This is a genomic window from Parasulfitobacter algicola, from assembly GCF_013315265.1.
GTDB classification, from domain to species: domain Bacteria; phylum Pseudomonadota; class Alphaproteobacteria; order Rhodobacterales; family Rhodobacteraceae; genus Parasulfitobacter; species Parasulfitobacter algicola.
Genome location: NZ_JABUFE010000001.1, coordinates 165,478 through 184,273 on the forward strand (window position 1 = coordinate 165,478; position 18,796 = coordinate 184,273).

Annotated in this window: 19 protein-coding genes; 12 read left to right on the top strand and 7 right to left on the bottom strand. The window is 48.9% G+C overall.

Going from position 1 to position 18,796, the window contains the following annotated elements:
* The first annotated feature begins 2 nt into the window (after nt 1-2).
* The 3 genes from HRQ87_RS00840 (at nt 3) to HRQ87_RS00850 (ending at nt 3,076) form a co-directional block, all read left to right on the top strand.
* Nucleotides 3-227 carry a DUF350 domain-containing protein gene (locus tag HRQ87_RS00840; protein WP_174134460.1) on the top strand — a complete coding sequence of 75 codons (225 nt, stop codon included), beginning with the start codon at nt 3-5 and terminating at the stop codon, nt 225-227.
* Nucleotides 224-1,768, top strand: a complete 1,545-nt coding sequence (locus tag HRQ87_RS00845; RefSeq protein WP_174134461.1) for a polyamine aminopropyltransferase — start codon at nt 224-226, stop codon at nt 1,766-1,768. Before HRQ87_RS00840 ends, HRQ87_RS00845 begins: the two co-directional genes overlap by 4 nt.
* A gap of 411 nt (nt 1,769-2,179) precedes the next feature.
* Nucleotides 2,180-3,076 carry a type IV pili methyl-accepting chemotaxis transducer N-terminal domain-containing protein gene (locus tag HRQ87_RS00850; RefSeq protein WP_174134462.1) on the top strand — a complete coding sequence of 299 codons (897 nt, stop codon included), beginning with the start codon at nt 2,180-2,182 and terminating at the stop codon, nt 3,074-3,076.
* A 58-nt stretch (nt 3,077-3,134) separates the two neighbouring features.
* Here HRQ87_RS00850 and bchO read toward each other — a convergent pair whose 3' ends face one another.
* The 4 genes from bchO to crtA are packed head-to-tail and all read right to left on the bottom strand — an operon-like array spanning nt 3,135 to nt 7,393.
* A complete protein-coding gene (gene bchO, locus HRQ87_RS00855; protein ID WP_174134463.1) occupies nt 3,135-4,004 on the bottom strand; it encodes an alpha/beta fold hydrolase BchO in 870 nt (289 codons plus the stop codon).
* Between the two features lie 4 nt (nt 4,005-4,008).
* Nucleotides 4,009-5,685: a magnesium chelatase subunit D gene (locus tag HRQ87_RS00860; RefSeq protein WP_174134464.1), complete on the bottom strand. Its 1,677-nt coding sequence runs from the start codon at nt 5,683-5,685 to the stop codon at nt 4,009-4,011.
* Nucleotides 5,682-6,686: a magnesium chelatase ATPase subunit I gene (gene bchI / locus HRQ87_RS00865; RefSeq protein ID WP_174134465.1), complete on the bottom strand. Its 1,005-nt coding sequence runs from the start codon at nt 6,684-6,686 to the stop codon at nt 5,682-5,684. The genes HRQ87_RS00860 and bchI overlap by 4 nt, the downstream gene beginning before the upstream one ends.
* On the bottom strand, nt 6,686-7,393 hold the full coding sequence (gene crtA / locus HRQ87_RS00870; RefSeq protein ID WP_174134466.1) for a spheroidene monooxygenase: 708 nt from the start codon (nt 7,391-7,393) through the stop codon (nt 6,686-6,688). Before crtA ends, bchI begins: the two co-directional genes overlap by 1 nt.
* Before the next feature lie 104 nt (nt 7,394-7,497).
* Here crtA and HRQ87_RS00875 point away from each other — a divergent pair, with 104 nt between their 5' ends.
* The 9 genes from HRQ87_RS00875 to HRQ87_RS00915 all read left to right on the top strand — a co-directional run bounded on the left by HRQ87_RS00875 (nt 7,498) and on the right by HRQ87_RS00915 (nt 14,645).
* On the top strand, nt 7,498-9,042 hold the full coding sequence (locus HRQ87_RS00875) for a phytoene desaturase (RefSeq protein ID WP_174134467.1): 1,545 nt from the start codon (nt 7,498-7,500) through the stop codon (nt 9,040-9,042).
* Complete coding sequence (crtB, locus tag HRQ87_RS00880) at nt 9,039-10,067, top strand: 15-cis-phytoene synthase (protein ID WP_174134468.1); 1,029 nt, start codon at nt 9,039-9,041, stop codon at nt 10,065-10,067. Before HRQ87_RS00875 ends, crtB begins: the two co-directional genes overlap by 4 nt.
* A gap of 43 nt (nt 10,068-10,110) precedes the next feature.
* Nucleotides 10,111-10,584: a tryptophan-rich sensory protein TspO gene (tspO, locus tag HRQ87_RS00885; RefSeq protein WP_174134469.1), complete on the top strand. Its 474-nt coding sequence runs from the start codon at nt 10,111-10,113 to the stop codon at nt 10,582-10,584.
* A 74-nt stretch (nt 10,585-10,658) separates the two neighbouring features.
* Nucleotides 10,659-11,273 (top strand): ribonuclease D, encoded by a 615-nt coding sequence (locus HRQ87_RS00890; protein ID WP_174134470.1) that lies wholly within the window; start codon nt 10,659-10,661, stop codon nt 11,271-11,273.
* A gap of 93 nt (nt 11,274-11,366) precedes the next feature.
* Nucleotides 11,367-11,969 carry an LPS export ABC transporter periplasmic protein LptC gene (gene lptC, locus HRQ87_RS00895; RefSeq protein WP_174134471.1) on the top strand — a complete coding sequence of 201 codons (603 nt, stop codon included), beginning with the start codon at nt 11,367-11,369 and terminating at the stop codon, nt 11,967-11,969.
* 11 nt (nt 11,970-11,980) lie between these two features.
* The gene (locus HRQ87_RS00900) at nt 11,981-12,448 is read left to right on the top strand and encodes an LptA/OstA family protein (protein WP_246251605.1); all 468 of its coding nucleotides are present in this window, start codon (nt 11,981-11,983) and stop codon (nt 12,446-12,448) included.
* Complete coding sequence (gene lptB, locus HRQ87_RS00905; RefSeq protein ID WP_174134472.1) at nt 12,448-13,206, top strand: LPS export ABC transporter ATP-binding protein; 759 nt, start codon at nt 12,448-12,450, stop codon at nt 13,204-13,206. Before HRQ87_RS00900 ends, lptB begins: the two co-directional genes overlap by 1 nt.
* 367 nt (nt 13,207-13,573) lie before the next feature.
* Nucleotides 13,574-14,149, top strand: a complete 576-nt coding sequence (gene hpf, locus HRQ87_RS00910) for a ribosome hibernation-promoting factor, HPF/YfiA family (protein ID WP_174134473.1) — start codon at nt 13,574-13,576, stop codon at nt 14,147-14,149.
* A 31-nt stretch (nt 14,150-14,180) separates the two neighbouring features.
* Nucleotides 14,181-14,645, top strand: a complete 465-nt coding sequence (locus HRQ87_RS00915; RefSeq protein ID WP_174134474.1) for a PTS sugar transporter subunit IIA — start codon at nt 14,181-14,183, stop codon at nt 14,643-14,645.
* Here the strand turns inward: HRQ87_RS00915 and HRQ87_RS00920 are convergent.
* From HRQ87_RS00920 to HRQ87_RS00930, 3 genes are read right to left on the bottom strand one after another with little or no spacing between them, the layout of a single operon-like run.
* Nucleotides 14,631-16,070, bottom strand: a complete 1,440-nt coding sequence (locus HRQ87_RS00920) for a sulfotransferase family 2 domain-containing protein (RefSeq protein ID WP_174134475.1) — start codon at nt 16,068-16,070, stop codon at nt 14,631-14,633. The genes HRQ87_RS00915 and HRQ87_RS00920 overlap by 15 nt on opposite strands.
* A gap of 3 nt (nt 16,071-16,073) precedes the next feature.
* Nucleotides 16,074-17,771, bottom strand: a complete 1,698-nt coding sequence (locus tag HRQ87_RS00925; protein WP_174134476.1) for a DUF5927 domain-containing protein — start codon at nt 17,769-17,771, stop codon at nt 16,074-16,076.
* A 9-nt stretch (nt 17,772-17,780) separates the two neighbouring features.
* Nucleotides 17,781-18,791, bottom strand: coding sequence for a glycosyltransferase family 2 protein (locus HRQ87_RS00930; RefSeq protein WP_174134477.1), 1,011 nt, complete (start codon nt 18,789-18,791; stop codon nt 17,781-17,783).
* Nucleotides 18,792-18,796: the final 5 nt, after the last annotated feature.

Sequence of the window (18,796 nt, forward strand, 5' to 3'; positions counted from 1 at the left end):
CCATGACTATTTTTGGTGCAATCGAAGTTGCTGAAATCATCAGCATGCTTTTCTATACGATTTTGGGTCTGGGCCTTCTTGGTTTATGCTGGATTGGAATTTCGGCTTTAAGCCCGTTTTCAATCCGCAAAGAAATTGAAGAGGATCAGAATACGTCGCTGGCTGTACTGATCAGTTCGGTCTTTATTGCAATGTCCATTATCATCGCGGCCGTTATTATTTCATGAACCCAGATAAAACGGTCGTTCAACCGCGCGAGCTTTGGCTGCTGGCGGCGACCTTTTTTGTTGCAGTTGCGGGACTGATCTATGAATTGATCGCCGCGACCATTTCCAGCTATCTGCTTGGCGACAGTATCCGTCAGTTCAGCTTTGTCATCGGTGTCTTTTTGACGTCAATGGGTTTTGGGGCATGGCTGTCGCGCTTTGTTTCAAACGCTTTGACGGGCTTTGTGCGTGCACAAATCGCTTTGGGCATCATCGGTGGGTTTTGTGCGCCACTACTGTTTATGACCTATGCGTTTTTTGGGGTTGTGGGATTGCCGCTTTATTCCGCTTTGATCTTAATTGGCGTTTTGTCGGGCATGGAAATCCCGCTGATTGCGCGCGTGTTAAAAGATCTGGGCGCAACCAGCTTTCGGTTCGAAAATGTTCTGACTGCTGATTATATCGGCGCTTTGGCCGCGTCGCTTCTTTTCCCGTTATTGATCATCCCGCACCTTAGCTTGATGGCTGCAAGTCTGGTCTTTGGCTGTTTGAACCTGATGGTTGCAGGTATTTCCGTCTGGCTGTTTCGCAATGAATTCAGGATCGGCACGTGGATTTTTCTGGGCACTGCGCTTTTGGCATCCTTTGCTGCACTAATCGCGTCTGAAAAACTGGTGTCCGTCGTCGATGCCAACCTGTTCGAAGATGACGTTATCCTAACAGAACGGACGCAATATCAGACCATCACCGTGACCCGCTTTCAGGATCGCACCAGGTTATTTCTGAACCATTCGATCCAATTCGACACGCTTGACGAATACAGGTATCACGAAGCGCTTGTACATCCCGCGATGGCCTCGGCGACCAATCGCACGAATATTCTTATTCTTGGCGGTGGCGATGGAATGGCCGCGCGGGAAGTGCTGCGATATGATGATGTTGAAAGCGTCACGTTGGTCGATCTTGATCCCCGTGTAACGCAATTGTTTCGCGATAATCCACAGCTTAGTGCGCTAAATTCCAATGCATTAAATGATCCAAGGGTAACAGTCATCAACCAAGATGCCTGGCAGTTTGCGTCACAGGATCAGGGCCAGTACGAGATGATTATCCTTGATTTACCGGATCCAAAATCACTGGCACTATCGAAACTCTACAGTATCGAATTTTACTCAATCCTGACAGAACGCTTGTCAGCAAATGGAGTGATCGTCACGCAAGCAGGATCCCCGCTTTTTGCACGTGAAGCATTTTGGTCAATCGCAGCAACGCTGGAAAATGCGCGTAATCCAATCGCACCGGGACAAGGTTTGACCATTCAGCCATATCACACATATGTCCCCAGTTTCGGCCAGTGGGGGTTTATCATCGCACGCAATACGCCTCTGATGAAGCCCGTTCCACAGTTTCCTGACAATTTGCAGTTTATGACATCTGATGTTTGGAATGCCGCACAAGTCTTCAGTGCGGATACGAACGAAGTAGACGTCGATCTGAACTCGATCAGAGATCATAGATTGATCGACTATTATGAAGCGGGTTGGAACTTTTGGTTTAGATGAACACCTTAAAGTTGCATTAAACTTCCCTTAAGTTAGCGATTCCTTTTCACTGGCAAACAGAGCTTTTGAATATCATTCGCACCCAAGCTGATTAGAAATTATGCACTTTTAGCGAATATTCGCTATTTAGGTCTTTAACACTTCGCCTAATAAATACCTTATTTAATTGACCTAAAGTCAATTAAATTAATCCTAGGTTACTATGGGATAATTGCGACAGTTTTTGTTGATGCAGGCAGGTGACGCCACGTCCTTGCCATTATCTACTATCGCTATGGTTAATTTTTGGTAACTCAAAATTAACTTTCTTGTTGAAACTGTGGTGATCATGTGCACAACCATTAATTGCAATACAAAAGCCTAAGACGACGTACGAGTTGGGGAACTTAACTAGTCAAACGAGGAAATAAGATGCGAAATACACTGAATATCAGCAAGGCAATTGCAGTTTTTGCGATTGGTTTTACCACAGCGCTGCCAGTCCAAGTGCACGCAGAAGGCGCTGCCATTACATCGGAACAAGCCGCACGTAAGGTCAACATCGCCGGGCGCCAAAGAATGTTGTCACAACGCATTGCCAAAGCTGCATGCTTTACAGCACGCGACATTGCGCCAACCGAATATCGTGAACAACTGGTCCAAGCGCGCGATCTGTTTGAACAATCACAAGACGCATTGCGTCACGGCAGTCTTGATCTGAAGCTGGCACCAGAAATCAGACCGTCTGTTTTGCTGGCGCAGTCTGAAGTCATCGATTCTTGGGCAACGTTTCGCAAACCAGTTGATGATATCCTGACCCAAGCCAAAGTTGATACAGATCTGGTTTTGTCGCTGCAGGATCACAGTCTTGAAGTTCTTGATCTTGCAAACGAAGCCGTTTTCAAAACAACACAAGCTTACGGCGGTAGCACGAAAGACGTTTCCATCGCATTGACAGTTACTGTTGACGTTGCAGGCCGTCAGCGCATGTTGTCACAAAAAATGATGAAAGAAGCTTGTCTGCTTGGCATTACAGACGACAAAACCGCTGTTGCGAACAGTCTTTCTGAAACAATGCGTTTGTTCGATGCATCCCTGACTGCCCTGCGGTTTGGATATGCAAACGCAGGCGTTCTAGAGGCCCCAAATCAGGATATCGCATCCGCTTTAGAAACTGTTTCGGCACATTGGGAAGACATAAAGCCATTGTTCGAAAAAGTTGCCGCTGGTGAAGTGCCAAGCGATGACGATCTGATCGATATTGAAAAGCGTGCTGAAACACTGCTGAAAGATATGAATACAGCAGTTGGCCTGTACGAAAATATCTAAGATTATCTTTGACTGTTAGCGTAACCAACTGAATGCAAATGAACTAAATCGGGCCGCTTTATGCGGCCTGATTTTCTTTTAGTATGCCCAAAATTATTTCTGATATACGCTTTGGGTCTTCCTCGTGGGCAAGATGGCCCAAATTTTCCAGACGGGTCACATGGGCGTTCGGCAACAGCTTTGCAGCCTCTGCCGATGTATCGGGTGGAACCGTTCGATCATTTTCCGCAGCTATCAAATAGGTCGCGGCTTTAATGCTGGGCAATCGCGACCGCAATCCATCCAACGACCATTGCGCCATCATCGCAAGTGTTGCGGCAACATGAGACGGGTCGCTGATCAGCTTTTGGTATTGCTGCAAGCCATCCGTCGACAACTGCGATCCCGTCCCTTCGATCAATCTTTTGACGCTGGATGGGCTGGATGCACTGCGGCTAAAGATGCCTGGTATAAATGGGTTCAACGATAAGATTTTTGCCATTATCGGAAAGATAAACCCGGCAACACCTTTGAAATTCCCCAATGCTGCGTTCAGCCCTATGATTGGACCCGCCTGACAAACCCCAATTTCAGACAGCCGCAACGCAATCGCAGCACCCGCAGAATGACCAACAATTGCAATAGGTTGCCAGCATTGCGATTGGATCAATGATGCAATATCGTCAGCCATGGCCGGCAGTGAACATCTTTGTTTGACACCAAGCTGCGAAAATCCCTGCCCTGGAAGATCAATGGCGACAACGCGATAGTGTTGCGCCAAAAGTGGCATCAGATCACGCCAACTGTGCGTCGCACCACCTGCACCATGCAGCAATAAAATTACCGGTCCTTCGCCCATATCCTGAACATGCCATCTGTGCGGACGGTGATCGATGAAATGCGAATGATCGGCATTGGGCCACGCCTGTTTTTCAACTGCCCAGTCCATACCACTAGACCTCAAGCGCTGAAGAAACGGTTGCCGACAAACGGTGTGCGTCTGCGCGGGGCAGCGCGATATAGGTCCCATTCATGACGGCTGCCAGCTCTTTTAGCCCCGGCTGTGGGCGTTGCGCGGTATCTATAACCAATGTCGCCAATTTCTGCGCTCGTATCTGGTGTGACAGCTTTTCGGCGTCTTGCATGGCAGCACTTCGGTCATGGCGTCCATCCAGCGCCACATTCGCACGACCATCTGTTAATATGACAATGGTGGGCGTCAATCCGCGTTTGTGCGCATTACGGGCCACATCCATCGCAACATGCAAGCCTGATGCAAACGGCGTGCCCCCGCCCCCCGGCAAAGCCGCAAGTCGCTTTTTCGTTTGAACAAGCGATCTGGTTGGTTGCAGCAAAAGCTCTGCCTGATCCCCGCGAAAGGCGACAAGTGCCACATGATCACGCCGCGCATAGGCTTGGGCCAAAAGCAACTCGATCGCACCTTTCGCCTCGTTCAACCGGGTTACGGCGGAAGACCCCGATGCATCGACCGTAAAGATCAGTAACCTGTCAGAAAATTGCTGATATCGTTTCGTCTTTATGTCTGACGGGCGAATATGCAGGCCGGGCCGTGTGGGCGCAGCTTGACGACGCAAGGTTTGCCACGGTGCAGCTGTGCGCAATGTTGCCAATAGATCAACACGTGCATCGCTGCTTAGCCGACCTGCCCGCGCAGGCAAAGGCCTGCCACGCCGATTGCCTTTGTGGGCTGAACCAGACCCAGATGCGGTACTGGTCGCTTTACTACCAGCACCCATGTCAAACTGATCCAGCATGTGTTTGGGTATGGCCGCCTTGATCGCTTCGATCAGCATATCTTGCGGGATATCTATATCTGAGTTGGTGTCAGAACTATCATTATCGCCCTGATCCGGTGTGGGATCTGCCGGCGTTTCTGTTTCATCCATGTCAGGCAGAATTTGCGCACGCGGAGCATAGACCAAGGTCAGTGCCGCCTCAATGTCATCTTCATCCACTTGAGTGCGTTCAAAAAACGCCGCATGGCATCGGGCTGTTTTCAATGCAAAAAGTGGCGCACGCACGCTGTTTATACCGAACTGCACAGCCAGTTTCACCAGATCGCTGTGAAAATCCTGTGGCGTTTTCACATCAGGCAATATCATGCGTGCGTGCATGATTGCGTTTTCATCAAGACCCACATCTTCGGCCAGACGGCAGGAAATACCATCAAGATGTACGTGAAAGGCCAGCCGATCTGTTAACGCCAGCGGCGCATGTTCATCGTCATCAACACCTTCGTCCAATGCAACAACGCAACCGCATTGTTGTTGATCAAGCCCAAGCGAAAGACGTGCGCCCAAGTTTTGATCTGTGCGTTCAGCCATCGTCAGGATCAATGCATTTTCGGGCCGCATCAAGCCTTTGGCTTCAATCACGCGACCCGCAGACAAAGTGGCTGATAAATCAATTCCGCCAAACAGCTGATCATCCGCAATTGCCGGATGTATACGCTTTAAATCCAAAGGCAGAGCTGAAAATCCGGATGTCAGACAATCCCTGACCGCGCCACAGCGTGACTTGACCCACAGACCACCCAGACCCACAGGATCAATACACAACATCGTAAGTGCCATATTCGCCCGCAGCCATGTCTGCAGATCATCGGTCATCCCAATACATCTTCAACCGCGCGGGATACGCGCGCGCCGCTTCCGGCTTCGTCCAACGGATCGCGGCGCAAACGGTGCCGCAAAGCCATTGGCGCAACCTGACGCAAATGATCGCGGTTGATGTGATCCTGACCGTCAAAGGCTGCCACCGCACGGGCTGCGCGCAACAAAGTCAGTTCACCACGCAATCCATCCGACCCAAGTGCGATGCAAAGTTTGGCACAGTCCCGCAGAACATCGTCTGAGTTTTCAATGCCTGACAAAAGACCACGGGCCCGTTCAATCTTGTCGCGTATCTTTTCATCTTGCCGGCGCCACTTTTTCATGAAGACCGCAGTGTTTGTTTCAAATGCATCACGACGGCGGATCACTTCGATGCGCTGTTCGATATCAGTGGGCGACGCAACATCGACCGACAGACCAAACCTGTCTAAAAGCTGCGGGCGTAATTCGCCCTCTTCCGGGTTGCCAGACCCAACCAGAACAAACCGTGCGGCATGACGAATGCTAAGCCCTTCACGCTCGACAACATTTTCGCCCGACTGGGCGACATCCAATAGAAGATCAACGATGTGATCCTCCAGCAGGTTCACCTCATCTATGTAAAGATATCCGCGATTGGCGCGCGCCAAAAGCCCGGGCTGAAACGCTTTTTCGCCGACTGTCAGCGCCTTTTCAATATCCAATGCGCCCACAACACGATCTTCGGTAACGCCAAGGGGCAGATCAATGACTGGTGTTGGACGTTTTATGGTTTTCTTTGATGTGACACCTGCCCAGTCGGGGCAATCCACTGACTTTTCAGCATTCACTGGGCACCCTTCGATTGCTTGGATTTCTGGTAAAAGAGCTGCCAAAGCACGCACGGCTGTCGATTTTCCAGTTCCACGATCACCAAAAACCAAAACCCCCCCAATCTTGGGATCAATCGCCGTCAGGATCATGGATAACTTCATTTCGTCCTGACCAACAATTGCCGAGAACGGAAAAAAGGTCGTCATTAAGCAGCCTCCGATCGCTTAAGCGGACTGGCCCCACCCCAGGTGCCATCATCGCCAACAACGGTAAATCTGGCATATAATTCTTCGCGAAACCAGTTCCCTTCGCGTACGGATTTTATAGCCCGTGCGTGCGGCCCATCTTTGCGGGCAAACTGCGCCATTGCATCTGCGTCTGGCCATATGGAAAACGTCACCTGATGCAGCCAGGGAATTTCCCCAATGCCAATTTTGAACAGAACATTGGGATCCGCGCCAATCACAGCCGAGATGTCAGGAACCTGTCGCCAAAACCGATGCAACACACCTGCCTTGACCGTCGCGCGTGTCAAGGCCGCAATGGGTGCGTCATTATCAATATTCTGGGCCACAAACGGTGTTTTGCCAGACCATGCCCCCCGCACAGATGTGGGCGATAAAAAGACCGACCAGTTTTCAGCCGCACGCTGACGATATCGTAGGAACAACGTTTCATTTTCAATTCTATTACGCGCGATATCTAAATCAGGCCAAGCACATAGGATTGCATAGACGGCTGTGTTTGGAATGGGTGTGAACCCTTCGCCTGTCCCTGATCCGCACAATTTCCAAAAGTGCAGATTCGGGATTTTAGGCATCGCAAAACGTGCAGCCCCCATCATCGTCAATGCCCACAGGCGCGCTTGCGGCGTCGCAAAGCGGAAAAAGCTAAGGCTTACAGTTTGGCCCATGGATAACTCTCACAATATGTCAACTTAGATTTACATATTTAGGGTGCAATGCAAACAGATAAGTAAATATTGTAAATTAATCTAGACAGTGGCAGTGTAATCCTATGAACGACTCTTTACATATTTCAGAGCGCAAAGCGCATGCCGTCGTCATCGGCTCGGGCCTTGGTGGGCTGGCAAGTGCTATGCGTCTTGGGGCCAAAGGTTATCGCGTGACCGTTCTGGACCGGCTTGATAAACCTGGCGGGCGCGGGTCATCAATTTCTGAAAATGGTCATCGGTTTGATCTTGGACCAACGATTGTCACTGTGCCTCAGGTGTTTGAACAGCTCTGGGTCGCTTGTGGGCGTAACTTTCACAACGATGTCGATCTGCGCCCGATCAAGCCATTTTATCAAATTCGGTGGCCAGATGGATCGCAGTTCAACGCGCAGTCCAACATGCGCAGCGAAGTCGAACGCCTGTCGCCCGGTGATGTTCATGGATTTGAAAAATTCTTGAACGACAGCGAAAAACGATACCAATTCGGGTTCGAGGATCTGGGCCGTCGCCCCATGAACAAGCTGTGGGATCTGATCAAAGTCCTGCCAAAATTTGTGATGATGCGGGCCGACAGGTCGGTTTATACCCATGCTGCGCGTCGCGTAAAAGACGAACGTCTGAGGATGGCATTGTCATTTCACCCGCTTTTTATCGGTGGTGATCCGTTCAACGTGACTTCAATGTATATTCTGGTCAGCCATTTGGAAAAAACCTTTGGTGTGCATTATGCAATGGGTGGTGTTCAGGCAATTGCGGACGCGATGGTGAAAATCATCCAAAGTCAGGGCGGTCATGTTGCCATGCAGTCCGAGGTGGATGAAATCGTGGTTAAAAACAATATTTGCAAGGGTGTGAAGCTGAAAGACCAAACCGTGCTGGACGCAGATGTTGTCGTGTCCAATGCGGATGCAGGCCACACCTATACGCATCTTTTGCGCAATCACACACGCCGCCGCTGGACCAATCGCAAAGTCAAAAAGCAACGGTGGTCGATGGGGCTTTTTGTCTGGTATTTCGGCACAAAAGGCACGCGGGACATGTGGGCCGATGTGGGCCATCACACAATTCTGAACAGCTCGCGCTATAAAGGATTGGTGCGCGATATCTTTATCAAAGGTAAGCTGGCCGAAGATATGAGCCTGTATATCCATAGACCCAGCATCACTGACCCAAGTGTGGCACCGCAAGGGGACGATACGTTTTACGCCCTTAGCCCTGTGCCGCATCTTGGACATGATGATGCGGTCGATTGGAATCAGATGCAGGAAGAATATCGCCAAAAGGTTGCTAAAATTCTGGACCGTGATGTTATTCCCGGCTTTGAAAAGCACCTGTCGGCCTCTCTTATCTTTACGCCAAACCAATTCGAAAGCCGGTACCTTAGCCCCTATGGGTCAGGTTTTTCGATTGAACCGCGTATTTTTCAAAGTGCTTGGTTCAGGCCTCATAATGTCAGCGAAGAAGCCAAGGGCCTGTTTCTGGCGGGTGCCGGAACCCACCCTGGTGCCGGATTGCCCGGCGTCATTTCCAGTGCCGAGGTTTTGGCAAAACTCGTGCCAGATGCGCCACATGTACCTGAACAGATATTGAAAGTTGCTGCAGAATGATTGCACCTGATGATCTGGAATATTGCAAAAAAATGATCCAGACCGGGTCGTTGTCTTTCCATGCGGCTTCAAAACTATTGCCGACCCATGTGCGTGACCCTGCTTTGGCACTTTATGCGTTTTGCCGTTTGGCGGATGACGCAGTCGATATGAATTCAGCGAAAGCGTCTGCAGTTTTGTCACTGCGGGATCGTTTGCAATTGGTATACGACGGCAGACCGCAAAATACGCCAACAGACCGGGCTTTCGCAGCCGTTGTCGAAGATTTTCAACTGCCACGCGCTTTGCCAGAAGCCTTGCTGGAAGGTCTGGCATGGGATGCGTGTGAACGCCGTTACGACACATTATCTGACTTGTTCGGATATTCTGCGCGCGTTGCATCATCTGTGGGTGTCATGATGTGCGTTCTGATGGGCGTGCGCGATGCAAACGCCCTGGCGCGCGCCTGTGATCTGGGGCTGGCGATGCAGTTGACGAATATCGCCCGCGACGTGGGCGAAGATGCGCGTGAAGGACGGATTTATCTGCCAATGGACTGGGTCAAGGATGCAGGTATTGATCCAGATGTTTTCTTTATCGATCCGTTGCCAACCGATCCGGTCCGCGCCATGGTGCGGCGCCTTTTGGTCGAAGCGGACAGGCTTTATATCAAGGCCCAAACGGGTATTTCTGCTCTGCCGCTGACAGCAAGAACGGGCATTATGGCCGCACGTTTGATCTATGCCGGGATTGGGGCGCAAATTCGCAAGAACGGATATGACAGCATTTCAATGCGCGCAACGACCAGTAAGTATCAAAAATACAGCTGGATCGCACAGGCAGGACTGTTCTCAGGCGTCGCTTCGGTCATGCCTCGGTCGGCCGTAATTTATGCACGTCCTCAGGACGAAGTACGTTTTTTGGTCGATGCCACCGCACAAACCTCACAAACACAGACCGCATGGGGCGAAGGAAAGACCGGCACAGTCTTAACCGTACTGGCCGAATTGAAAATGCGGGAACGGTCACAACAGTTGCAACAATAACGATAGACGCCTAAATTATACGATAACCAATAAGGAAAACGCCATGGATTGGCTTGTGTTTATCGTCTATCTGGCAGCGTGCATGGCAGCGGCCGCAACGGGGGCAATGTTTCAGCCAGGCCAATGGTACAAAGATTTGACAAAGCCCGCTTGGACGCCACCAGACTGGCTGTTTCCAATTGCCTGGACAGCACTTTATTTGATTATAGCGTATGCCGCCATGCGTGCATCCCTTGCCCAAGGGGCAGCCTTGGCCACAGCATTCTGGGCGTTTCAAATCGCGTTGAATACATTATGGAGCCCGGTTTTCTTTGGCCTTCGCAAACTGAAAACAGCGTTGATTGTGATTATTTTCCTGTGGATTGCGGTCGTCGGTACGATGGTCAGTTTCTATATGGTTGATATGATTGCGGGCCTGCTGATCGTGCCTTATCTGATCTGGGTCAGTTATGCGGGCGCATTGAATTTTGCCATTGTTAGAATGAATGCGACACCCACAGCGACCGTGGCATCATAGCTTAAGCCTTGACCCTTTAGAGCCTTTGCTACACCTAGCATGGCAATATATGTCGCAGATAAAGGGATTTGATCTTGACCAATACGCTTTACCAAAACGATCTGCCAGATGGTCTGGATCTTGGCCCTGTCGTTGCAATTGATTGCGAAACTATGGGGCTGAACCCACATCGTGACCGTCTGTGCGTTGTTCAGATGTCGGGCGGTGATGGAAACGCCCATCTTGTACAGGTGGCCAAAGGTCAAACAAAAGCACCTAATTTGACCAAAATGCTTGAAGATCGTGCCGTATTGAAAATCTTTCATTATGGCCGGTTTGATATCGCAGCTATGTATCACGCGTTCGGGGCGCTGACTGCGCCGGTTTTCTGCACCAAGATCGCATCGCGCTTGATCAGGACCTATACAGACCGTCATGGTTTGAAAAACCTGCTGCAAGAATTGCTTGAGATTGATATTTCAAAACAACAGCAATCCAGTGACTGGGGGGCAGAAACGCTGACCGATGCACAACTGACCTATGCGGCATCTGACGTGTTGTATCTGCATAGGCTTATGGATGAGTTAAATACCCGCTTAGAACGCGAAGGCCGCTTGGATATCGCGCAAGCCTGTTTTGATTTTCTACCCACACGGGCCAGACTTGATCTGGCTGGCTGGCCTGAAACGGATATCTTTGCACATTCCTGACCGGCGATCTGCTGCTGACGCATTTCAAGCTGTCCTTGGCGTATGGCGCATGAATGCTTAGAGTATAAAGGCTGGACCGCCGGACAGGGAATAATGGCAACTTTTGACAATGCATATTCGCGATTTGTCGTTATGGCAAAAGTGGTTTTACCACTGGTCGCACTTGGCATTCTATCAACGCTGTTTCTGTTTTCTAAATCTAAAGACGCCGAACTGACAATTCCTTATGCAGAAGTGGACGTTGAAAGCATTGCACGTGATCAGATTATTGGTGAACCCACCTATACAGGCGTGACACGTGATGGGTCGGCTATTTCAATTAGCGCCTTGTCGGCCCGTCCCCGCGATGGTGATACCACCTATATGCTGGCCGAGGATTTGCAGGCTGTTATTACAACGCCAGATGGCACAATCATTGATATTGAGGCGATCGCAGGGACCGTTGATAGTGTTGGAAATCAAGCGATTTTAAATGGCAATGTTCAAATTGTGACATCAACAGGATATCAGATCAATACGCCCAGCCTTATGTCGTCGCTGAACGATACAGATTTATCCAGCGACGCCGGCGTTCAGGCCAAAGGGCCATTGGGGGTATTGGATGCTGGCGGGATGCACCTGACAGAAACAGCGGAAAATGGCTATCTTCTGGTTTTCAATGGTGGCGTGAAGCTGGTATATACGCCGCAGAATTGAAGGATTTCACCTTGAAAAGATTCTTTTTCCTTTTCGCCTTGATGGCATTGCCCGCATTTGCCCAGCAACTTGATTTTGGCGGTATGCAGCAAGACCCGAATGCCCCGGTTGAGGTCGTAGCGGACCAACTTGGTGTAAATCAAACGGATGGATCGGCGACTTTTACCGGAAATGTTCTTATTTCTCAGGGTGAAATGCGCTTAAGCGCTGCAAAGGTTGTTGTGGTTTATACCGAAGAAACAAGTGATATCCAAAGTATGAAAGCCAGTGGTGGTGTTACATTGCTCAACGGACCAGAGGCAGCAGAGGCAGCAGAGGCTGATTATACCATCGAAAGCGGAATGATCATTATGCGTGGTAATGTGCTTGTCACGCAAGGTGCAAATACAGTCAGTGCTGATCGTATGACAGTCAATCTGACAACTGGCATGGCGCAAATGGAAGGTCGTGTCAGAACCGTTCTGGGTGGGCAAAACTGATGACTGCACCGGATCTGAAAGTCGCTGAAGGCAATGTTGGTTTACATATTGTGAATCTGCGCAAAAGCTATCGCAAACGTCCTGTGATCCGCGATGTAAGTCTTTATCTTGGCCGTGGTGAGGTTGTGGCTTTGCTTGGGCCAAACGGATCAGGCAAGACGACGTGTTTCTATTCCATTGCCGGGCTGGTCAACCCAGAAGGCGGTCAGGTTTTAATCGATGGCCGCAATGTGACCAATTTTCCAATGTATCGCCGGGCGAAGTTGGGCATCGGATATCTGCCACAAGAAATGTCGATATTTCGCGGTATGAGTGTGGAAGATAACATCTGGGCCATTCTGGAAATTGCAGTGGACGACCGCCATAAACGTCGTGAACGGCTTGAAGAACTTCTATCAGAATTTTCCATCGAACATTTGCGTCGCGCATCTGCGTTAGCCCTGTCAGGTGGTGAACGTCGGCGGGTTGAAATTGCACGCTGTCTGGCTGCTGACCCTAAATATTTGCTTTTGGATGAACCCTTTGCGGGCGTTGACCCGATTGCTGTTGGTGAAATTCGTCATCTGGTTGCAGACCTGAAAAAACGTGGCATTGGCGTTCTGATTACGGATCACAACGTTCGTGAAACACTCGAAATCGTTGACCGCGCTTATATCCTGCATGATGGAAAAGTCTTGATGAGCGGGACAACAGATGAAGTTGTGCGCGATGAAAATGTGCGCCGTGTCTATCTTGGTCAAAATTTCCGCATCGGCTAGTTGTACAAAATCTTTTCACAGAAAACTGCCAAAGCTAACGCAAAAATTCCTTATTTTCACGTAAGTCTGTTGATACTTTGATCACACGGGTCTTGGACACAAACCCGATCTTGGAATGATACGAAAAAATACGCGCCCACAAGCCTATGCAATAAGGAAGACATTGACATTCCCCACCTATTTGACACCAAATGTATAGGATGCTTGAGGATCAAGATTTCCACACAAAGTCTGCATTGCTTTATCTTGCATGCTGCTCAGCCGATGTTTCGGCGTGTGGAAAAGCCCCTGCATCTCAACATTAATACATCCCTCTTTCACTGGCCTTTGGCCGGAAACGGATGTTTGTCATTTGCTGGGAGGTAAGATGCGCTATCAAATTACTGGAAAACAGATCGATATCGGTGAGGCGCTTCAAACGCACGTCAAAAACGGGCTTGGTGTCGTCATGGATAAATATGCCGAACGTCCCACAGATGCGAATGTAATCTTTTCCAAAAGCGGTCATGAACACGTATGTGAAGCGACGGTGCATTTGTCGACAGGTTTGACAGCGCAGGCCAAGGCCCGCGCAAATGAAATTTACGCAGCTTTCGAAGAATGCTGTGACAAAATGGAAAAACAACTGCGTCGCTATAAGCGGCGACTTAAGGATCATCACAAAAACCGGGCACAACCGGTTGAACAATTTGGTGCATCATCTTATATCCTTGCTGGATCGGAGGACGCGGAAGATAGCGAACCAGATACACTTCAACCTATCATCATCGCTGAAATGGAAACGAAAATACCGTCGTTATCCGTTGGTGAAGCAGTGATGCAGATGGAAATTGCAGGTGTTCCTGTCGTTATTTTTCGAAACGAAGGCAAACCGGGCCTGAATGTCGTATATCGCCGCGATGACGGAAATATCGGCTGGATTGACCCACAAAATACCACCTAAAGCGGCCTGCCGCGGAAACAGACTGTGACACATGGAAATTAGTTCTCTTTTAAACCCGAATGCCGTCAAACTGGTCAATCAAGCCAGCAGCAAAAGGCGCCTTTTTCGTGATTTGGGTGATGTTGCCGAAAATGTTTACGGCCTGTGTGCACCGCATATTCTGGACGCACTTTTGGATCGTGAAAGTTTGGGTCCAACGGGTGTAGGGCATGGTGTTGCCCTGCCCCATGCCCGGATCGAAGAAATAGATCATGTTGCAGCCGTTTTTCTAAAACTGGAAAAACCAATGGATTTTGATGCAGTCGACAGACAGCCGGTTGATCTGGTTTTTGCGCTGTTTGCACCACAACAAGCAGGTGTTGAACACCTTAAAGCGTTAGCATTGGTGTCACGCACAATGCGGGATACGTCGATTTGTGCCAAGCTGCGTGCAAATCATGATCCTGCGATTTTACATGCCGTCTTGACCGAAGGCCCGGCGTCACAAGCCGCTTGAACTGTCGCGCCAATCCATAAACCCAAACGCAATATAATCTTTCTTATAGGCTGCACGCGCAGCTGCCTCTATTTCGGCATCATAAATCTGCGCAAGGTCATAAGGCTCGGCAGTATGGTCGGCCAAAATCTGTGGACATTTGGTTTTTATCTGGCTTGTCAGATACGTCAGACCATCTTGCAATGCGTCTTCGCGCAATACCATATCTGGAATAATAAACTTGGATATTCCAGAAAGAAGGCTGCTTTGACTGGCCCAAGTCGGGTCAATGCGAATAGCCGTTTGACCATTCAAGCTGGCCTTTGCAAATCTTAAAAAACCCAAGAATGCGTCATGATGATTTTGCAGGCTGTATGTCTTTGAGGATATCGCCTTCGGTAAATGAAGCTTATATGCGTTTCGCAGATATTCCCGCACAATCGGAAAACTGTCTTCGTTGACAGATACGATATGTTTGCAAAATACGGCATGCGCACGCTCAATCGGATGACGCAAAATCGTAAAGGATTTGTTGGTCAGATGTGTACGCTTCCACTGTCTTAGTGTTTTTTGATTGAAAGATATGATCAGATCCGATGGGTTGGCACCCTCTATATCTGCAAGCCATTTACGGATATATTCACCAGGTCCACCGGGCAGCGGCAAATACAAAAGCGGTGCACTGGCGGCTGCAATATAACTTGGAACATTTGGCCCACGGTCCGGCTCATAATTCGGAAATCTGGAAAGATCGAAAAAATCCAACGTTGAAACAGCTGTAACCATTTCATCATAATTTTCGACCTTGTCATACAGCCCGCCGGGGTTTTGTTTTTTCAGCTTCTGCGAAAGTGTTGTTTGTTCATCGGCTTGGCCCAAAAAACTGGCGATACCATTAATGGTATCCAGATCCTTAAGGTCATCATAATCGATATAAAAAGCAGTCTGCCCGGTCCTTTGCAGATTGCGTTTAATCTGGTCGTGGAATGATCGCACAGTTTGAAGGTGCAATTGAAAACTGTCGATATCAAACATGATTTTAACAGATTTCAGAAACTTTGGGTTGGTCAGTTTCCACTGCCCGGTTTGCTTTGCAATCTGATGTGAAACATAGCTGTCCAATGGGTTTCGGGTCAGAACAATTTTGGCGCATGCTGTATCTGACAAGCAATGTTCAAATACCCGCGGATCATGGTCGTGAAAATACCGAAACCCATTTAGACCATCCTGATCTTTGATTAGATCAATCAATGCAAAGGGATCTGCCTCGCGCATCTCCAATGATACCCCAAACAGATTAGTCTTTTTCGGATATCCCACGAAACTTGGATTAAATGCTTCGCCATGGCATTCGATGTTGGGGAAGTCGTTCAGATAGGTTTCCAACAGATTTGATCCGGTTCGCATTCCGGCAAGAACAATAAAGTAATCAAAATTATGTCTCATACTTTATCGCATAACACGGGATTTACGATAGGTCCTGACCCCATCTTTCGTATCCTCAGCAATCGGGAAATCCCCGATTAGATAAGGCGGCATACCCATGTTTTTAAGCTGCTGTAAGAATGTGCCGAAACCGGAAAGATCCGTCAGTTTCGGCGCTTCGGTCAATGGGCTGTGCGGCAATTTCGAGATTGTTTTTACAATTGGCTGTAAGTGCTCGACAGGGGCTTCTAAAAATTCCGCCAAAGACCAGATTTTGACTTTCGCTTTTGTTTTCGAAGATCGCAGCAATTCGATATGGGCTTTTTCGATACGCTGGAAGCTCGCCGCCCTTTTACGAATAATCTCGGCGGGCTCAGTGGATTTTGATAAGGCAATGGCCCATGCGCCCGTAATCACCGATATTCGCGCATTCGCATCTTGAACCAGGGTTTGTGATATTTTTTGTTTGTCTTGTGGACCAAATTGAAAACACTGGTGTTCACCTTGGGTATTCCAGACCAAATTAAGCAGAAAGTCCTTTGGGGCGTAATCCCGTAAACCCGGCTGATTGGACAAGCATCCATCAAAAACAGTCTGACCATCATCAAACTCAACCCTGTCGCATGCGAAAAGATGGCCATGAACACGTGCCTTTGTGACAGAGGCAAGCCATGCAGGAAAATCTTCAATAACTTGGTCAAAGCCTTCGAAAACCGAATATTCTGAATTAGTAATATTGTTTTCCCAACCCTTTTTGGGAAAGCGGCTTTGCATCAATAATCCAGGCCTGCCGCGTGTGCGCCGTTCAACGGCCTTATCAAAGATGCGGTCAATCTTTTGCGGTATAGGTTCTGCACGGCGAAGTTGCGATGTCGGTCTATTCAGGAATTCCTGATAAAGCTTATCTGCATATGGCCAAATTTTTCTGGCAACAAAACAATCAGATCTGTGCAAAAGAGGCAGATGATCATCATAAAAAACGTGCGGCTTGCCCTGAAAATCAAATTTCGCCAGCGTCAGCGAACGGCTTTCAATATGTCGCGAATGCAAACGGGACAGAGTCTGGAAATAACTTTCGTCAGGGATCCAAACTTTTGAAAAATACCGGTCGTACTTTGTGCGATTTGGATCTGCCAAGACTTTTGTCATCGTATTTCGCGTCAAACACCACCATTGCGATCCAAGATGAGGGGTAAGGTTTCCAGGCACCTTTCGCTTGATGCGCAGCAGACGTTGGACATCCACGCTACGATCAAACAGATATCTTTGTTGCTTCCATGAAAACGGGAAAAATAGCGAAAATCGCTCTGTATCCAATCCGCCAATCGTCCATGGAACATCACAGATTGAGGCGCTTTCGATAAAATCCACATCTGCATGTCCTGCCAAATAGTCCACCAGCTCTTCAACCGGGCGCAACGGCAAACATGCCCCGGACGTCAAATAAACGTGGCCAATATCCGGGAATTCGGAAAGCGCGATTTCACTGGCTGCCTGGGATGCAGCAACAAGACCCCACGTTCCCCATTCACAGCTGAATTTTCTGAAGACTCTGACATTTTGTAGATTGGATAATGACGCTGCAAATTTCTGATATTCGTCTTGTGGAACCAGTTTATCGGCGTGGATCACAACAGGACAGCCATGTGACGCCCAATGGCGTGCAACTTGTTCAGCCCGGTCCAGTGCAGTGTGCACCAGCATGATGATACCAACACTCACAACATCACCCTAAGCCCAATTCCCTTTCGACATCAGCCCCAAAACTTCAAGCTGACGCCAGTTGATGTATTTTTCAGATTGGCTGCACCACAAGTCAGGATAGCTTTTTAACTTAGATGCATAGATCTGATATTCACGACTGGCTGCATAATGCTGTTTGCGCTCCAGTTCCTCATCGGCTTTCGGCAGAAAGGTTCCCAGGAATTTTGTATGCAAGAGACACCCTGATGCCTTTTCACCACCCCATTCATCATAAACCAAATTCAACCCACGCGGTAGTAGCATATGCGTAGAGCTCACATAGGCATATCGGCGATCCCATTTCACAAGTGGTATTTTGTTTAAAGCCGGCGCAAACGCGGGATTATCGCCAAAAAATGTGCGCGCCCTCACCCCGCCTTGTATCCATAAATTTCCAAATATCGAGTTCTTTGAAATTGTATAATTTCCGGTATCGAACCAAGGCGCACATTCAAGTGGATCCTGCCCAACTTCGTACGGCGTGTCGGCCACCTGACCTTTGGGGTACATATCAATCAGCATGGTTCCAAAAGATTTGATCGAAGATGCATCAAGCCAATCGGTCAAAGCGCGGATGGGACGTGTGTCACAAAACGGATAGACAAAAAATTCATCCGCATCGACAACAAGTGTCCAATGGCCCTGTCCATATTTCGTCTGAAGCCATGTGATCCAGTCCACCCCAAAACGCGATCGTTTATAGCTGGCAGATGTGTGCCAGACCGACACATCATTTTGTTCGGCAAGGTATTCGGAAGTGCCGTCATTGCTATCGTTATCAACAATCAGAAAATGGCGTATACCCTGATTGCGATAGTATTTCAGAAAATAAGGCAGCCTGACGCTTTCGTTTCTGACCGAAGAGAAAAGCAATACATCGCTTGGCTGTATCTGTTTTGTGCGATCGACAACCGAAGTTAATTCGCGCCCTTTACGATATGCCCTTAGCAACCAGCGCTTTCTGCGCAGTCGCAGTTTGTATGACGTGACAAATCCCACGCGGT

Excerpts from the sequence above, each read along its gene's own strand:
- HRQ87_RS00850 (WP_174134462.1), top strand. The coding sequence starts at position 2,180 with ATGCGAAATACACTGAATATCAGCAAGGCAATTGCAGTTTTTGCGATT.
- HRQ87_RS00840 (WP_174134460.1), top strand. The coding sequence starts at position 3 with ATGACTATTTTTGGTGCAATCGAAGTTGCTGAAATCATCAGCATGCTT.
- lptC (WP_174134471.1), top strand. The coding sequence starts at position 11,367 with ATGGCAACTTTTGACAATGCATATTCGCGATTTGTCGTTATGGCAAAA.
- crtA (WP_174134466.1), bottom strand. The coding sequence starts at position 7,393 with ATGGGCCAAACTGTAAGCCTTAGCTTTTTCCGCTTTGCGACGCCGCAA.
- bchI (WP_174134465.1), bottom strand. The coding sequence starts at position 6,686 with ATGACGACCTTTTTTCCGTTCTCGGCAATTGTTGGTCAGGACGAAATG.
- HRQ87_RS00875 (WP_174134467.1), top strand. The coding sequence starts at position 7,498 with ATGAACGACTCTTTACATATTTCAGAGCGCAAAGCGCATGCCGTCGTC.
- bchO (WP_174134463.1), bottom strand. The coding sequence starts at position 4,004 with ATGGACTGGGCAGTTGAAAAACAGGCGTGGCCCAATGCCGATCATTCG.
- hpf (WP_174134473.1), top strand. The coding sequence starts at position 13,574 with ATGCGCTATCAAATTACTGGAAAACAGATCGATATCGGTGAGGCGCTT.
- HRQ87_RS00915 (WP_174134474.1), top strand. The coding sequence starts at position 14,181 with ATGGAAATTAGTTCTCTTTTAAACCCGAATGCCGTCAAACTGGTCAAT.
- lptB (WP_174134472.1), top strand. The coding sequence starts at position 12,448 with ATGACTGCACCGGATCTGAAAGTCGCTGAAGGCAATGTTGGTTTACAT.
- HRQ87_RS00845 (WP_174134461.1), top strand. The coding sequence starts at position 224 with ATGAACCCAGATAAAACGGTCGTTCAACCGCGCGAGCTTTGGCTGCTG.
- HRQ87_RS00920 (WP_174134475.1), bottom strand. The coding sequence starts at position 16,070 with ATGAGACATAATTTTGATTACTTTATTGTTCTTGCCGGAATGCGAACC.
- tspO (WP_174134469.1), top strand. The coding sequence starts at position 10,111 with ATGGATTGGCTTGTGTTTATCGTCTATCTGGCAGCGTGCATGGCAGCG.
- HRQ87_RS00860 (WP_174134464.1), bottom strand. The coding sequence starts at position 5,685 with ATGACCGATGATCTGCAGACATGGCTGCGGGCGAATATGGCACTTACG.
- crtB (WP_174134468.1), top strand. The coding sequence starts at position 9,039 with ATGATTGCACCTGATGATCTGGAATATTGCAAAAAAATGATCCAGACC.